The 16080-nt window shown below is 48.6% G+C and carries 12 protein-coding genes and 1 tRNA gene; 10 read left to right on the forward strand and 3 right to left on the reverse strand.

Annotated features, from left to right (window positions below; all coding sequences use genetic code 11):
- Positions 1 to 13: 13 nt before the first annotated feature.
- Both LC508_RS01485 and LC508_RS01490 read left to right on the forward strand, forming a co-directional pair.
- Positions 14 to 2035, forward strand: coding sequence for a DNA topoisomerase (locus LC508_RS01485; RefSeq protein ID WP_103731621.1), 2022 nt, complete (start codon positions 14 to 16; stop codon positions 2033 to 2035).
- Between the two features lie 5 nt (positions 2036 to 2040).
- On the forward strand, positions 2041 to 2715 hold the full coding sequence (locus LC508_RS01490) for an acyltransferase (RefSeq protein ID WP_033143457.1): 675 nt from the start codon (positions 2041 to 2043) through the stop codon (positions 2713 to 2715).
- A gap of 113 nt (positions 2716 to 2828) precedes the next feature.
- Here LC508_RS01490 and LC508_RS01495 read toward each other — a convergent pair whose 3' ends face one another.
- The 3 genes from LC508_RS01495 to LC508_RS01505 all read right to left on the reverse strand — a co-directional run bounded on the left by LC508_RS01495 (position 2829) and on the right by LC508_RS01505 (position 4498).
- Positions 2829 to 3440 (reverse strand): metal-dependent hydrolase, encoded by a 612-nt coding sequence (locus tag LC508_RS01495; RefSeq protein WP_033143456.1) that lies wholly within the window; start codon positions 3438 to 3440, stop codon positions 2829 to 2831.
- 110 nt (positions 3441 to 3550) lie between these two features.
- Positions 3551 to 4309, reverse strand: coding sequence for a TraX family protein (locus LC508_RS01500; protein WP_033143455.1), 759 nt, complete (start codon positions 4307 to 4309; stop codon positions 3551 to 3553).
- A 116-nt stretch (positions 4310 to 4425) separates the two neighbouring features.
- Positions 4426 to 4498, reverse strand: a tRNA-Ala gene (locus tag LC508_RS01505).
- A 164-nt stretch (positions 4499 to 4662) separates the two neighbouring features.
- Here LC508_RS01505 and LC508_RS01510 point away from each other — a divergent pair.
- The 8 genes from LC508_RS01510 (at position 4663) to fdhF (ending at position 15916) form a co-directional block, all read left to right on the forward strand.
- Entirely contained in the window at positions 4663 to 5922 is a 1260-nt protein-coding gene (locus tag LC508_RS01510; RefSeq protein ID WP_054352381.1) for a glycosyltransferase family 4 protein, read from the forward strand.
- 1 nt (position 5923) lies between these two features.
- On the forward strand, positions 5924 to 7015 hold the full coding sequence (locus LC508_RS01515; protein WP_033143453.1) for a glycosyltransferase family 4 protein: 1092 nt from the start codon (positions 5924 to 5926) through the stop codon (positions 7013 to 7015).
- Positions 6985 to 7578, forward strand: a complete 594-nt coding sequence (locus LC508_RS01520; RefSeq protein WP_033143452.1) for a TVP38/TMEM64 family protein — start codon at positions 6985 to 6987, stop codon at positions 7576 to 7578. The genes LC508_RS01515 and LC508_RS01520 overlap by 31 nt, the downstream gene beginning before the upstream one ends.
- A 261-nt stretch (positions 7579 to 7839) precedes the next feature.
- Positions 7840 to 9567 carry a [Fe-Fe] hydrogenase large subunit C-terminal domain-containing protein gene (locus LC508_RS01525; RefSeq protein ID WP_033143451.1) on the forward strand — a complete coding sequence of 576 codons (1728 nt, stop codon included), beginning with the start codon at positions 7840 to 7842 and terminating at the stop codon, positions 9565 to 9567.
- Positions 9564 to 10736, forward strand: a complete 1173-nt coding sequence (locus LC508_RS01530; RefSeq protein ID WP_033143450.1) for a PP2C family protein-serine/threonine phosphatase — start codon at positions 9564 to 9566, stop codon at positions 10734 to 10736. The genes LC508_RS01525 and LC508_RS01530 overlap by 4 nt, the downstream gene beginning before the upstream one ends.
- A 115-nt stretch (positions 10737 to 10851) precedes the next feature.
- Entirely contained in the window at positions 10852 to 11331 is a 480-nt protein-coding gene (locus LC508_RS01535; RefSeq protein ID WP_033143449.1) for a complex I 24 kDa subunit family protein, read from the forward strand.
- The gene (locus tag LC508_RS01540; protein ID WP_033143448.1) at positions 11328 to 13208 is read left to right on the forward strand and encodes an NADH-ubiquinone oxidoreductase-F iron-sulfur binding region domain-containing protein; all 1881 of its coding nucleotides are present in this window, start codon (positions 11328 to 11330) and stop codon (positions 13206 to 13208) included. Before LC508_RS01535 ends, LC508_RS01540 begins: the two co-directional genes overlap by 4 nt.
- Positions 13209 to 13219: 11 nt before the next feature.
- Positions 13220 to 15916, forward strand: a complete 2697-nt coding sequence (gene fdhF, locus LC508_RS01545; RefSeq protein WP_054352386.1) for a formate dehydrogenase subunit alpha — start codon at positions 13220 to 13222, stop codon at positions 15914 to 15916.
- The last annotated feature ends 164 nt before the right edge of the window (positions 15917 to 16080 follow it).

Genomic DNA, 16080 nt, shown 5'->3' on the forward strand with positions numbered 1-16080 from the left:
AAGAGGAGCTTTTATGAGTAAATCTTTATTTATCGCAGAAAAGCCCAGCGTGGCACAGGAATTTGCCAAGGCTCTCAAGGTCCAGACATCCCGGCATGACGGGTATCTGGAATCTGAGAATACCATTGTCACCTGGTGTGTAGGCCATCTGGTCACCATGAGCTACCCGGAAAAATACGACATAAAATTTAAGAAATGGAGTCTGGAGACCCTGCCTTTTCTGCCTGAAGAATTCAAATACGAGGTCATACCGTCCGTATCCAAACAGTTTCAGATCGTGAGCGGACTTTTAAACCGGGAAGATGTTTCCACCATCTATGTCTGTACCGACTCCGGACGGGAGGGAGAGTATATCTACCGCCTGGTCGCCATGATGGCAGGGGTGAAAGACAAGGAACAGAAGAGAGTGTGGATCGATTCCCAGACAGAGGAAGAGATATTGAGGGGAATCCGGGAGGCAAAGGATATCACTGCCTATGACAATTTATCCGCGTCCGCGTATCTGCGGGCCAAGGAAGATTATCTCATGGGTATTAATTTCTCCCGGCTTCTTTCTTTAAAATATGGAAATGCAGTGTCCAATTACCTGGGCAGCAAATACCAGGCCATATCCGTGGGCCGTGTCATGACCTGCGTGCTGGGCATGGTGGTGCGCAGGGAGCGGGAGATCCGGGAATTTGTAAAAACCCCGTTTTACCGTGTACTGGGCAGCTTCTCGGCAGGCGGACACCCCTTTGACGGGGAGTGGCGCGCCATGGAGGGCAGCCGGTATTTCCAGTCTCCTTATCTCTATAAGGAGAACGGATTCAAGGAGAAAAAACACGCAGAGGAGTTAAAAGCCATTCTGTCCGCCAATCCGCCGTACAAGGCTGTGGTGGAAAGGATTGAGAAGAAAAAGGAGAATAAAAATCCTCCTCTTCTCTATAATCTGGCAGAGCTTCAGAATGACTGCTCCCGCATGTTTAAGATCAGCCCGGATGAGACCCTGAAGATTGTCCAGGAACTGTATGAGAAAAAAATGGTCACCTATCCAAGGACCGATGCCCGTGTGCTCTCCACTGCGGTGGCAAAAGAAATACATAAGAACATCAGCGGCCTTCGGGGCTATGTGCACGGAAAACCCTTTGCGGAAGAGATACTGGAAAAGGGCAGCTACAAAAATCTGGAGAAGACAAGATATGTCAATGACAAACAGATCACAGACCATTACGCCATTGTCCCCACAGGACAGGGAATGGGTGCTCTGGGCAGCCTCCACCCCCAGGCGGCAAAGGTCTATGAGACAGTGGTGCGCAGGTTTTTAAGCATTTTTTATCCGCCTGCTGTGTATCAGAAGGTGAGTATCGTGTCTGTCATTGAGAAGGAGAGACTGTTTTCCTCCTTTAAAATACTGGTTTCAGAGGGATATCTGAAAGTGGTGCAGAACTCTTTCGCAAAAAAGAAGGATGAGAGTCCCCAGGAGGATGGGGAGCAGACAGAGGATACCGGCTTTCTGGAAATCCTGCAGACCATCAAAAAAGGCAGTGAACTGGATATCACGGGTTTCCAGATCAAAGAGGGGGAGACCTCCCCGCCGAAACGCTATACTTCCGGTTCTATGATCCTGGCTATGGAAAATGCGGGACAGCTCATAGAGGACGAGGAGCTGCGGGCGCAGATAAAGGGAAGCGGCATCGGCACCAGTGCCACCAGGGCGGAGATCCTGAAAAAACTTATGACCATCAAGTACCTGGCATTAAATAAGAAGACCCAGGTCATCACCCCCACTTTGCTGGGCGAGATGATCTTTGATGTGGTCAACGCATCCATCCGCTCTCTTTTAAATCCTGAGCTGACCGCAAGCTGGGAAAAGGGCCTTACCTATGTGGCGGAGGGGGAGATCACTCCGGAGGAATACATGGCAAAGCTGGAGAATTTTGTGAGAAGCAGAACCCAGGGCGTACTGGGACTTAGAAATCAACTGGCCCTGAAGCAGTTTTTTGACGCAGCGGCCGTATACTATAAAAAAGCCGGAAAAGCCGGCGGAAAGAGGTAAAGCAAATGGAACAGCTTAAAATCAGTGAATTATACAGCGATTTAGATCAGACAATGGCAAAAGAGCTTCTGGAAAGCAGGACATATCCCTGGGAAGTGCTCCCTCTTATCAGCGAATTTATTGTAAAACTTGGCAGCACACTGTCTGAGGAGGAGTACGAGAAGAGGGGAGAGAATGTGTGGATCGCCAAATCCGCAAAGGTAGCCCCCACTGCATTCATCAACGGCCCGGCCATTATCGGTAAGGACGCCGAGGTGCGCCACTGCGCGTTTATCCGCGGCAATGCACTGGTTGGGGAAGGTGCTGTGGTAGGAAATTCCACAGAACTGAAAAACGTGATCCTGTTTAACAAAGTACAGGTTCCCCACTATAATTATGTAGGCGATTCCATTCTGGGATACAAGTCCCATATGGGAGCCGGCTCCATTACCTCCAATGTAAAATCTGATAAAAAACTGGTGGTTGTAAAAGGTGCTTCCGGAAATATAGAGACAGGACTGAAAAAATTCGGCGCTATGCTGGGCGATGAAGTGGAAGTAGGATGCGGTTCCGTGCTGAATCCGGGAACCGTGATCGGAAGCCACAGCAACATTTACCCGCTGTCCTCCGTGCGCGGAGTGGTTCCGGCGAAAAGTATTTATAAGAATAAGAATGAAGTGGTAGAGAAAACAGAAGATTGAGTGTAACAATTCAGCCGGGGCTGTGCGTTTTAGCGCGCTGAATGGTTATGATTAATAGAAAAGAGCTGACCGGTTCGGAGTGGGTCAGCTCTTTTTGCGTCTGCAGATATATTTTAATGAAAATACATCCGGTATAAGAGAAACAGTACCATAATGGTTAAAACTGCCATACCTGCATGAAACAAGGCTTTGCTCACCAGGCCGTCCGCATGGCACAGATCCAGGCTGATACCGAATTTAAGAGGATATAAAATCCGGACATTTTTGTAATTGAGCATGTCGATAAGCATGTGTGAGAGCATGGCAGCAGAAAAATACGGTGTGATATCCGGAAAGATTCCGTATACTATGCCGCTTAAAATGACAAGTGCGGGCAGAGAATGCATGAAGGACCTGTGGGGCTGGTTTTTTCCAAAGGTGCATACACCCAGGAAGATAAGAAAACTTACGGTAAGTCTGTAAATGCTGCTCTCTTTTTGGAAACGGTATCGGATTCCCACATTCCATTTCCATTCTGCAAAGGCCAGGGCGGCTATGACAAGTACAGTGATGACAGTGATTTTATTCAGTTCATCCCGGGATTCCGAGGTGGTGACATCAATATCGCTGATCACGGAGCCGATGGCGGCTGTGCCAAGACATAATAATAAGCTGCTTAAGTTTTGCGGCTGCGTCACGCAGACAGCGGCGGCTGTACCTACGGACAGATGTGTTTTTCCGGTCATATGTATCTCCAGTTCCGGGAGACTGCAGAAAGGCGTTTCTTTTTTCCTGCCTGGATGCAGTCTCCCTGTTTCATGTAGTGTAAGTGTTTTTTATGCTGCATAGGCTGAAATCAGCATTTTAGAAGGGCATAGCGGATGAGAAACAGCAGGAAAAGATGCACCGGATAAAAGAAATAGAAAAAGTATTTGATCTTCCGGCCTCTCTGTCCGTTATACATGTTGATGGGAATAAAGGCGAAGCAGGCAGGCGGTTCCCACAGAAGAGAGAGACAGCCCGCAATGGTCTTTTCCAGGGGATAACTCTGAAACAGATATAGAAGGATGATCAGTATGACGCCTCTGTAACTGTAATCCGTTTTTAAGAGATATCCGAGGAGCAGACCGGCAGCGGCAGCCACAAGGGCCAGTGCAGGCACTCTTTTTCGGGCTTCGTCCATTGCCGTGATTGCAAGAAAACCGACGAGGAGTGTGATCATGACATTCTGGTAAGAAAATTCCAGGAATTTGCCTCTAAAGCACAAATCGAAAGGTATTTCCGAGAGAAGAGCAAACAGAGCGAGCCGCAGCGCATATTTTTTTCTGTTTGAAGTGTGGATAAAACCCTCTACAAGCAGGAAACAGAATATGGGAAAAGCAATACGCCCTATTTTTCTGAGAACCCAGTCAATCTTCCATATGAGAAGCGTATTTTCGTAGGACAGAGCCTGGGGCAGGTTCATCTGATAAGCATGGATAAATCCGTTTTCCAGAATGACGGCACCGATGTGGTCGATCAGCATAGTGACTATGGCAAGGATCTTCAGGGCAGACCCCGAAAGTACGGGAGGCAGAAGCTGCCAGCGGGACGGACGAAATGTTTTTTCCTGCATGTGATAACTCCTTTATTTTTTTTCGGCTCTTTGCCTTCCTATTTTGAAAAATAAAAGGGGCTGGAAAAATGGAGTTTAGATTCATTCCATTTTTTCACAGCCCTTACTGTTTTAAATGGAGCATACGGGATTCGAACCCGTGACCTCCACAATGCCATTGTGGCGCGCTCCCAGCTGCGCTAATGCCCCTCAGGATTTACAACGATGTTATTATAGCATATAGTTTTTAGAAATGGAAGTAATTCTTACAACTTTCTTTAGAAATTTTTTAAAAATCCGCCGACCATTTCTTTAAGTCTTCCGGTTAAGATAAAGTCAACCTAAGACAAGGAGAAAACAAAGGGGGACTTTTGATGAAGATATTAATTACTACAGACTGGTACAAACCCATTGTCAACGGAGTAGTCACCTCTGTTCTCAATCTGAAGAGAGAATTAGAAGAGCGCGGCCATGAGGTGAGAGTGCTGACACTTTCCGAGACCGGAGCTTCCTATAGAGATAACGAAGTTTATTATGTGAAATCCATGGATCTGGGAAGTATTTATCCCAATGCGAGAGCGGTTCTTCCCTATGGCAATCCCTTTATAGGGGAACTGATCGACTGGGAGCCGGACGTGGTGCATTCACAATGCGAATTTATGACTTTTCAATACGCGGTTAAAATCAGTAAGAAATGCGGATGCCCGCTTCTTCACACCTACCACACCATTTATGAAGATTATATGCATTATCTTCCGGGCATGCTGGGCAGATATACAGCGGGCCGCAAAGCAGGCAAAAAGGCGGTGGCCGAATTTTCCAGAACCATTCTGAACAAAACAGACCGGGTCATCGCACCGACAGGGAAAGTAAGAGACATTCTTTCCACCTATCAGGTTAAACCCGAAGTGGACGTGATCCCAAGCGGCATTGACCTTGGAAAGTTTAGGAGAATACTGACACAGGAGGAAAAAGAGCAGAGAAAAGAAGCTCTTGGGATTCCGAAAGAGAATAAAGTTCTGGTCAGTGTGGGCAGGCTGGCAAAAGAGAAAAATCTGGAAGAGATCATGGAGTATTTCGCCAGACTTTCGGAGGAGGGTACCGAGCACCTGACACTTCTGATCGCAGGTGACGGGCCGGACAGGGAGAACCTGGAAAACCTTTCGAAAAGTCTGGGAATCGACAAAAATGTCTGTTTTACCGGAATGGTGGCTCCGGATGAAGTGTGGGCCTGCTATCAGATGGGAGATATTTTTGTGTGTGCATCCAACAGTGAGACACAGGGAATCACTTACATTGAGGCACTGGCAAGCGGTGTCCCTGCCCTGTGCAGAAAGGATGCATGTCTGGAGGGTGTCATAGCAGACGGCTGCAACGGCTTCCAGTATGAGACGTATGAGTATTTCCGCATGCACCTTACCTATCTTCTGGAAAATGAGGAGAGAAGACAGGCAATGGGGGCAATGGCAAGAGAGATGGCGGAAGAATTTTCAACCTGGAACTTCTGTACCATGGTGGAACGTGCTTACCGCACCGCCTGCCGGGAGAAAGAGCAGGTTTCCGTATATACAGATACAGAGCGTGCTGCCTGGGGACGGGCGATGATGAAACGTATGATGAGGAGGGCTTCTTAATATGATGAAAATAAATATGATGTCAAAGGCAGATATGGTAAAAGGACAGGGCGTTCTTTCCGCTCATGATGAGCAGGTAGCGCTGGCGGCGCAGGTTCTGAAGGGACAGTTTGAGGTGCTGAACAATGCAAAAGAATCCTGTGAGATCACCCACTACCATTCCATCAACCCGGAATTTTACCTGGGGATAGGACACAGAAAAAGACAGGGAAAGACCGTGGGATATGTACATTTCCTTCCGGAGACAGTAGAGAACAGCATCCATCTTCCCCGGTTTATGAAGAAGATTTTCTACCGCTATATGCTCTCCTTCTATAAAAGAATGGATAAGCTGGTGACAGTCAATCCGTATTTTATTGAGCGTCTGGCACACTACGGGATTCCAAAAGAACGGGTGACCTATATTCCAAACGTAGTGTCAGAGGAGGATTTTTATCCCCTTCCCCGTGAGGAGAGGGCGCGTATCCGCAGGGAATATCGCATCAGCAAAGACGCATTTACCGTTCTGTGTGTAGGCCAGCTCCAGAAACGAAAAGGCGTGGTTGATTTTGTGGAGGCAGCGAAAAGAATGCCGGACTGCATGTTTGTCTGGGCAGGCGGATTTTCCTTTGGAAGGATATCCGACGGCTACGAGGAGATCAGGAAAATGATGAAACACCTTCCCCCGAACGTACGGTTTTTGGGAATCGTGGATAGGGAGAAAATGAATGAGATCTACAACATGGCTGATGTGATGTTCCTTCCCTCCTATGAGGAACTGTTCCCCATGACCATATTGGAATCCATGAACTGCGCAGTACCGGTCCTGGTACGGAACCTGCCTATATATGACCCGATCCTTTTTGATTACGCGCTCAGGGGAGACGGTATGGATGCATTTGTAAGTACCTTAAAACAGCTCAGGGAAGATCCTGATTTTTACCAGAGAAGTGCCCACGCCTCTTTTGCGGGACATGAATTTTACAGCAGGGAGCATGTGGGGCAGATGTGGAAAGAGTTTTATGAGAAGACAGCGGCAGAGGGAAAACGTACCGTCCCTGCCCGCCGGAGAGGAGGAAACGTATGGAGACAAAAAGAACAGCAGTTCTCATGAACCTGTGCACCATCGCGGGACTGATCGGAATGGGATTTTTCATTTTCTATGGAGTGCAGAATCGGATCTTTGTATCCAGGGATGCTCTGGAACTTTTCCTTCACAACTGCGGTGTGTGGGCTCCTGCCCTGTTTGTTCTGATTCAGATCGTACAGGTAGTGATTCCCATTCTTCCGGGTGCCATAGGGTGCCTGGGCGGGGTGCTGATCTTCGGCCCTGTGTGGGGATTTGTATATAATTACATTGGAATCAGCATTGGTTCCATACTGGCATTTCTTCTCTCCAAACAGTACGGCAGACCTTTTGTGCGGAATATCATTGGGGAGAAGAATTACGACAAATACATCGGATGGCTGAGCAAGGGAAACGGATTTGACAAGGCATTTGCAGTGGCGATCTTTCTCCCTGTGGCACCGGATGACCTGCTGTGCTACATTGCGGGCTTAACAAAAATGACTCTGAAGAAATTCACAGCCATCATCCTTTTGGGAAAACCGGGCTCCATCCTTTTATACAGCCTTGGACTGACCGGTATTATGGAAGTATTGAAAATGATGTTCTGATGCGTACAGCGTCCTCTTCGTGAAGCCCCAAGCGGCTGCAGAGAGGGCGTTTTTCTATGTATATTATGTAGAGTCAGAGCAGCTACAAATATACAGTGTGCAGGATAGAACAGCATTTATTGTAGGAAAATTACAAATAAAAAGAAAAATTGTGGAATGAATATTGTATAAATCCGATGATTCATGTATAATGAAATAGGTAATTCTAAGCAATATTGACGAATCTGCACAATACAGTGCGGAATGACGGAAAAGGAAACTATGTGGATTCTCAAATTTAAACCGGTAGACTGTAAAAATTGTTATAAATGTGTCCGCCATTGTCCGGTGAAGGCCATCCGGATCAGGGACCATCAGGCGCAGATCATGCAGGATGACTGTATTCTCTGTGAGAAGTGCACGATCATCTGTCCCCAGCACGCAAAAGCGGAGAAGAACGATGTGCCCAGTTTGAAGCGGATGATCGCGGAGGGATATCAGCTTGTGGCAAGTGTGAATCCAGCCTATACTGCAAAATACGGGCCGGGCAGTTTCCCGGTGCTCAGGGAGTCACTGCGGAAACTGGGATTTACGGATGCCAGAGAAGCTGCGGAAGGCACGTATCTGGTGCGAAGAGAATATGAACGGATTCTGCAGGAAGGGCAGATGGATGTGATGATCACCTCTGTATGCCCCGCAGTTGTGCGTCTTGTGCGCAGCAAATATCCGGAGCTGGCAAAATACCTGCTTCCGGTGTTATCCCCCATGCAGACCCATGCCAAATATCTGAAAGAGAAAAACAGGGACTGCATTCCGGTATATATAAGCCCGTGCATCTCGCCCGTTGCGGAAATCTCCGAGAAAAACAATTATTCCGCCTATGTCATAACCTTCGAGGAACTGGATGCCTGGATGGAGGAAAACAGTATCACGGTTGACGCAGATCAGGAGGAACCGGAGCCTATGCTCTCCAGAATGCGTGCCATGAGCGGCGGCATCACACGGATTATCAGAAAAAATGAAGATTATACCTATCTGAGCATTGATGGTGTGGAAAACTGTATGCAGATTCTGGAGGAACTGCGGGAGGGAAAGATACATAAATGCTTTCTGGAGCTGAATATCTGCGAGGGCGGCTGTATCGGAGGCCCCTCTTTCCAGAAGGATAAGATACGCAGATTGAAAGGTTCCATGGATGTGATGAAAGCTTCCATGAAAGACCCGTTTTGTCCCGATGATGAAGCAGATTTCAATCTCCCTGCAGGTATGAACCTGGAGCGGGAATTTATTGAAAAAGAGGTCAGCCATCCAAAGCCCACAGAGGCTGAGCTTCAGGAAATCCTGAAAAAGATGGGAAAGGCCACCCACCAGAAGGAATTAAACTGCGGTGCCTGCGGATATAACACCTGCAGGGAGAAGGCCATCGCTATTTTCCAGAACAAGGCGGAGATTTCCATGTGTATTCCCTATATGCGGGAGCGTGAGGCCAGCTATGCCAACAAGATCATCAATTCCATGCCGGGTATGCTGGTGACAGTGAATACAGATCTGGAAGTGGTGCAGCTCAACAGGGCAGCCATGGATTTATTCGATATCCGAAGGAAAAAGGCCATTATCGGCCAGCCGGTGTCAAAGCTTATGGATGATTACGCCTTTGTAAATATGCTGGCATTCGGTAAGGGATTTACCCAGGACAAGATTTTTGTGGAGGAATACAAGGTCTATCTGGAGCGTGTTCTCACGTATGATAAGAGTAACGGACTGATCATCTGCATTATGAAAAATGTCACAAAAGAGGTGGCACAGCAGCAGGAGGTGCGCCGTACCAGGATCATGGCGGCACAGATGGCGGATAAGCTGGCGGACGAACAGCTTCGCATCGTTCATCAGATCGCAGAGCTTTTAGGTGAGACGGCAGCCGACACAAAGGTGGCTGTGGAGAAGCTGAAGGAGACCATCCTCACAGAACAGGAAAAGTCCGGGACTGACAATCCGGAGGGATGGCTATGAAGATACATTTTGACAACCTCTTTGCGGATTTCGGACATGTCAGTCTGAATAAAAAGAAAGAATCCCTCTGCGGAGACTTTTACATTACAGAGGAACGGGGTTCCGACACGGTACTGGTTCTCTCGGACGGCCTCGGCAGCGGGGTAAAAGCCAACATTCTGGCAACGCTCACAGCAAAAATGCTCTGTACCATGATGATAAAAAAGCTTCCGCTGGACGATGCCGTGGAGGCCATTGCCAAGACACTTCCCGTGTGCCGCGTGCGGAACATGGCCTACTCCACCTTTACTGCCCTGAAGATAAGCGGCAGACAGGCCTATCTGGCCCAGTATGATAATCCGGGTGCCATTCTTCTGAGGGATGGAAGGTCTGTGGAATATCCGGAGACCTCACACAGCATCAAGGAGAAGGAAATCCGGGAGGCAGAGCTTACCCTGCAAAAAGACGACGTGCTCATCCTCATGTCAGACGGCGTTACCAATGCCGGTATGGGAAAGACCACCAACGGAGGATGGGGGCGGGAGGATGTAGTACGCTTCTGCGAACAAAAATACAAAAAAGAGATGTCAGCCCAGCAGCTGGCAGCCCATATCGCCAGCGCCTGTGTAGACCTGAATTTAGATGAGACAGATGATGATATCACGGTTCTGGTGATTAAATTATGTGAGAGGGCAGTTACGAATCTCATGATCGGGCCGCCCAGCCAGATGGAAAAAGATGAGGCATTTTTAAAACTGTTTTTTGCATCACCCGGAAAGCACATTGTGTGCGGCGGAACCACAGCTAAGTTCGTGGCAGACCATCTGGGTGAGGAATTAGTTTCGCTTGATGACACCAGATGCGATGAGGTGCCGGCCATGTCTGCCCTGAAAGGTGTGGATCTGGTCACGGAGGGCCTTCTGACCATCCGGCGTTTGAATATATATGCCAATCGCTATTTAAAAGACGGACTGGCAGTGCTTGGTTTCGGCAGGAAAAAGGATGCAGCCGCAAGGCTTCTGGAGGAGCTCTTTGAAAACTCCACAGACATCCGCATTTTTTTCGGAAATGCCAGAAACCCGGCGAACACAGAACTTCACATAGATGCAGGAGAAAAACTGCGTCTTACCTACCATTTAAAAGATTGTCTGGAGAAGGCGGGGAAAAAAGTGAAGATGAAAATATGGTAGTCATTTGATACCTTGCCAGGTTGAACCGGATAAGGAAGGTTCTGCATCTGAACAAAATGTGCAGGCCGCCTTTCAAGGCATCAGAGGTAATATATTATATATAGGAGGGTAATATATGTTAGACCAATCTTACTACGAAAAGGCAGATGAAATCATTGGGCGGTACGGAAAGAAACCGTCATCCCTGATTCCGATCATGCAGGACATTCAGGGTGAATACCGCTATCTGCCGGGGGAACTGCTCACTTACACTGCACAGCAGATCGGGGTGACAGAGGCAAAAGCTTACAGTGTTGCAACTTTTTATGAGAATTTCTCTTTTGAGCCAAAGGGAAAATATGTCATTAAAGTCTGTGACGGTACGGCATGTCATGTGAGGAAATCCATGCCGATCCTGGAGGCACTCTACAAAGAGCTGGGACTGAGCAAGAAGAAACACACCACCGATGATATGATCTTTACTGTGGAAACCGTATCCTGTCTGGGTGCATGCGGCCTGGCTCCCACGCTGATGGTCAATGAGGAAGTGCATCCCAAGATGTCACCGGAAAAAGTAGTTGCGTTAGTGCAGGAATTGAGAGGTGAAGGCGCATGATGATTTCAAACAAAGCAGAACTCGACAAGTGCAGGGAAGCGGCGGTAGAGGAGCTGCAGTCTTACGGATGCAGGATCCTTGTCTGTTCCGGTACAGGATGTATTGCCACAGGTTCCGAGAAGATCTATCAGAAGATGATGGAAATCGTGGGGAACACCCCCAATGTCACCATTGAATTTGCTCCCCATGACGAGAAAGAACACGTGGGTGTCAAAAGGACAGGCTGCCAGGGCTTCTGTGAATTCGGTCCTCTGGTGCGTATCCAGAAGGGTGACAAAGTGGTGCAGTACATAAAGGTCCAGCCGGATGACTGTCAGGAAATCTTTGACAATACGGTTATGGGTGACGGCCTTGTGGACAGACTGCTCTACAAGAAAGCGGAGAACACCTATGTACAGCCGGATGAGATTCCGTTCATTGCAAAACAGACACGTGTGGTTCTGGAAAACTGCGGCAGATTTGACGCGGAATCCATTGATGAATATATTGCAGCGGGCGGATTCAAAGCCCTGGAAAAAGTGCTGTTTGACATGAAGCCCGAGGATGTTGTGGAGGAAGTGGACCAGTCCGGCCTGCGCGGCAGAGGCGGCGGCGGATTCCCCACCGGAAGGAAATGGAAACAGGTTGCTGCTCAGGAAGAAAAAGAGCGCTATGTAGTCTGCAACGGTGACGAGGGTGATCCGGGAGCATTCATGGACGGATCCGTTATGGAAGGTGACCCCTTCAAGCTCATTGAGGGTATGATGATTGCCGGATACGCGGTAGGTTCCTCTGAGGGATATATCTATGTGCGTGCCGAGTACCCCAACTCTGTGGCAAGGCTGAAACACGCCATTGCAGTTATGGAGGAGAGAAATCTTCTGGGAGATGACATTCTGGGAACAGGATTTGCGTTCCATATGCATATTAACAGAGGCGCCGGTGCCTTTGTCTGCGGCGAGGGTTCCGCTCTGACAGCCTCCATTGAGGGCAACAGAGGATTCCCGCGTACCAAACCGCCGAGAACCGTTGACCATGGTCTGTGGGCAAAACCCACGGTTCTGAACAATGTGGAGACATATGCCAATGTTCCGAAGATCATCCTGAAAGGCCATGAGTGGTTCCGCACCATCGGAACAGAGGGAAGCCCGGGTACCAAGACCTTCTCCCTGACAGGCTCCATTGAAAATACAGGCCTGATCGAAGTTCCCATGGGAACTACCCTGCGTGAGATCATTTATGAGATTGGCGGCGGTCTTCAGGAAGGTTCTGAATTCAAGGCTGTACAGATTGGCGGACCGTCCGGCGGATGTCTGACTACCCAGCATCTGGATGAGCCTCTTGATTTTGATTCTGTTAAGAAGTTCGGTGCCATTGTAGGCTCCGGCGGACTTGTTGTTATGAATACGGACACCTGTATGGTGGAAGTGGCAAGATTTTTCATGAGTTTTACCCAGAGAGAATCCTGCGGAAAATGTGTTCCCTGCCGTATCGGTACCAAGAGAATGCTGGAAATCCTTGAGAAGATCGTAGCAGGCAAAGGGGAAGTGGAAGACCTTGACAAATTGGAGGAGATCGCAAAGAGTGTAAAAGATCTGTCTCTGTGCGGCCTCGGAAAGAGTGCACCGCTTCCTGTACTGAGCACTATTCGTATGTTCCGTGATGAATATATGGAGCATATCGTGGATAAGAAATGTGCTTCCCATACCTGTACAGCGCTTCGGAACTATTATATCAATCCGGAAAAATGTAAGGGATGTACCAAGTGTGCAAGAAATTGTCCGGTTGGTGCTATCACCGGTGAGAAGAAAGAACCGCATACCATCGATACCGCAAAATGTATCAAATGCGGCGCATGTATAGAAAACTGCAGTTTCGATGCAATCGAGGTAAGATAGGAGGAGAGAGAATGATTCATGTTACGATAGACGGAATTCCTGTAGAAGTTGAGAAGGGGACTACCATCTTACAGGCTGCAGAGAAAGCCGGTGTGAAAATCCCTACATTATGTTATATCAAAGACCTGCTTCCGGATGGCTCCTGCCGTATGTGTATGGTGGAGATCGAAAACAGGGGAAGAAAGAAAATGGATACCGCATGTTCCTGCCATGTAAGCGAGGGCGATGTGATCGAGACCATGAGCGAGAAGGTAGTGGATGCCAGAAAGACCATCCTGAACCTGCTTTTGTCCAATCACAAGACAGACTGCTTCTCCTGTGCACAGAACGGCAGATGTAAGCTGCAGGACTACTGCGTGGAATACGGCGTGGAGAGAACCACATACGAGGGCGAGATGACCGAGTTCCCGGTGGATGACTCCAACCCGTTCTTTACCTATGATCCGAACCTGTGTATTCTCTGCCACAGATGCGTGAATACTTGTAATAAGGTGGTAGGCCGTGGTGCCATTGACACCATGGAGAGAGGATTTGAGTCCTCCGTCGGAACACCTTTCGGCGTGCCTATCAGAAAGAGTACCTGTGAGTCCTGCGGAAACTGTGTGGAGGCATGTCCTACCGGAGCACTTTCCTCCAAGAGAAGAAAATCCTTCCGTCCGTGGCAGATCGACAAGAAAGTCCTGACTACCTGTCCGCACTGTGGTACCGGATGCCAGTTCTATCTGGTAGTCAAAGACAATAAGATCGTGGATGTGGAGCCGGCCAACGGTCCGGCCAACAAAAATCTGCTCTGTGTAAAAGGACGCAGCGGTTCCTTTGATTTTGTACACTCTGCAGACAGGGTGAAATATCCGCTCATCAAGAACAAAGAGACCGGTGAATTTGAGCGCGCAAGCTGGGACGAGGCACTGGATCTGGTGGCTTCCAAATTTATGGAGATCAAGAAACAGTATGGTTCTGAATCCCTGGCAGGTTTTGCATGTTCCCGTTCCCCGAATGAGGACATTTACATGGTTCAGAAGATGGTGAGAACCTGCTTTGGAACCAATAATACAGATAACTGTGCACGTGTATGCCATTCCGCATCCGTTGCAGGTCTTGCCATGACCCTTGGTTCAGGCGCTATGACCAACCCCATTGCAGACATCACCCAGAAACCGGACCTGATCATGATGGTAGGCTCCAACCCGGAGGAAGCGCATCCTGTTATTGGCATGCAGATCCGCCAGGCGGTACAGAGAGGCTGCAAACTGATCGTGGTTGACCCACGTGATATAGATCTGTCCAAGAAAGCAGACATTCATCTGAAATTAAGACCGGGTACCAACGTTGCGTTTGCCAACGGCATTATGCATGTGATCATTGAAGAAGGACTTCAGGATATGAAGTTCATCGAAGAGAGAACCGAAGGCTATGAGAAGATCAAAGAGATCGTAAAAGATTATACACCGGAAAAAGTTGCGGAGATTTGCCACATTGACCCGGATGATTTGAGAAAAGCTGCCATCATGTATGCAAAAGCAGACAAAGCGCCGATCATCTACTGTCTGGGCGTTACCGAGCATTCCACCGGTACAGAGGGCGTTATGTCCATGTCCAATATGGCTCTGCTGGTAGGCAAGCTGGGACGCGAGGGCTGCGGCGTTAACCCGATCCGCGGACAGAACAACGTACAGGGTGCCTGTGATATGGGTGCCGGCCCGAAGGATTACCCGGGATACCAGAAAGTGGAGAATCCGGAAGTACGTGAGAAATTCGAGAAAGCCTGGGGCGTGAAGCTGAATCCCAACAATGGTCTGCACTCCACAGAAGTATTCCCGGCAGCTATCGAAGGCAAGGTAAAAGGCCTGTACATTTACGGTGAAGACCCCATTGTCACAGACCCGGATACCCATCACATTATCAAAGCACTGGAAAATCTGGACTTCTTTGTGATCCAGGAGCTGTTCATGACAGAGACCGCACAGTATGCGGATGTTATCCTTCCGGGTGTCAGCTACGCGGAAAAAGAGGGTACCTTTACCAACACGGAACGCCGTGTGCAGAGAGTACGCCCTGCTGTGAAGCTGGACGGGGATATGAGACTGGATACAGATATCATCATTGACCTGATGAACCGTATGGGCTATCCGCAGCCGCATCTGACCTCCGCTGAGATCATGGATGAGATCGCGTCCGTAACACCAAGCTACGGCGGCATCAGCCATGCAAGGCTTGACGCAGGTGAAACGCTGCAGTGGCCGTGCCCGACCAAGGACCACCCGGGAACTCCGATTCTGCATGTGGGCAAATTCTCAAGAGGACTTGCCATGTTCTATCCTGCAGAGTATGTTCCGTCCGCAGAGCTTCCGGATGAGGAATATCCGATCATCATGATGACCGGCCGTATGCTGTATCACTATACAACAAGGGCCATGACCGGAAGAACACCGGGACTTATGGAAATCCAGGGTACCTCCTATATAGAGATGAACTACAAGGATGCCGAGGCACTGGGTATCAAAAACGGTGACAAGGTAAAAGTATCCTCCAGACGTGGTCAGATTGAATCCACCGCAAGAGTAGGACGCAAGGTTTCCCAGGGCGAATCCTGGATGCCATTCCACTTCCCGGATGGAAATGCAAACTGGCTGACCAATGCAGCACTGGACAAATACGCAAGAATACCGGAATACAAGGTATGTGCAATAAAAATTGAAAAAGTATAAGTAATGATTTTGTAACTGTTCAGCCAGGTCTGCGCATTTACCGCGCTGACCGTGTATAAGAATAGTAACGTGACAGCAGGTATTCGCCCCATCGCAAAGCGATTTTTAATGGGCGAATACCTGTAACGATTTAGCTGGCTGAGTCGTAACAAGTATAACGGAGA

This window comes from Blautia parvula, assembly GCF_020215665.1.
In the GTDB taxonomy this organism is placed as follows: Bacteria; Bacillota; Clostridia; order Lachnospirales; family Lachnospiraceae; genus Blautia; species Blautia celeris.

Bases quoted from the DNA above. Each gene is read 5' to 3' on its own strand.
- LC508_RS01525 (WP_033143451.1), top strand. From the start codon at position 7,840: ATGTGGATTCTCAAATTTAAACCGGTAGACTGTAAAAATTGTTATAAA.
- LC508_RS01530 (WP_033143450.1), top strand. From the start codon at position 9,564: ATGAAGATACATTTTGACAACCTCTTTGCGGATTTCGGACATGTCAGT.
- LC508_RS01495 (WP_033143456.1), bottom strand. From the start codon at position 3,440: ATGACCGGAAAAACACATCTGTCCGTAGGTACAGCCGCCGCTGTCTGC.
- LC508_RS01510 (WP_054352381.1), top strand. From the start codon at position 4,663: ATGAAGATATTAATTACTACAGACTGGTACAAACCCATTGTCAACGGA.
- LC508_RS01500 (WP_033143455.1), bottom strand. From the start codon at position 4,309: ATGCAGGAAAAAACATTTCGTCCGTCCCGCTGGCAGCTTCTGCCTCCC.
- LC508_RS01490 (WP_033143457.1), top strand. From the start codon at position 2,041: ATGGAACAGCTTAAAATCAGTGAATTATACAGCGATTTAGATCAGACA.
- LC508_RS01535 (WP_033143449.1), top strand. From the start codon at position 10,852: ATGTTAGACCAATCTTACTACGAAAAGGCAGATGAAATCATTGGGCGG.
- LC508_RS01515 (WP_033143453.1), top strand. From the start codon at position 5,924: ATGATGAAAATAAATATGATGTCAAAGGCAGATATGGTAAAAGGACAG.
- LC508_RS01485 (WP_103731621.1), top strand. From the start codon at position 14: ATGAGTAAATCTTTATTTATCGCAGAAAAGCCCAGCGTGGCACAGGAA.
- LC508_RS01520 (WP_033143452.1), top strand. From the start codon at position 6,985: ATGGAGACAAAAAGAACAGCAGTTCTCATGAACCTGTGCACCATCGCG.
- fdhF (WP_054352386.1), top strand. From the start codon at position 13,220: ATGATTCATGTTACGATAGACGGAATTCCTGTAGAAGTTGAGAAGGGG.
- LC508_RS01540 (WP_033143448.1), top strand. From the start codon at position 11,328: ATGATGATTTCAAACAAAGCAGAACTCGACAAGTGCAGGGAAGCGGCG.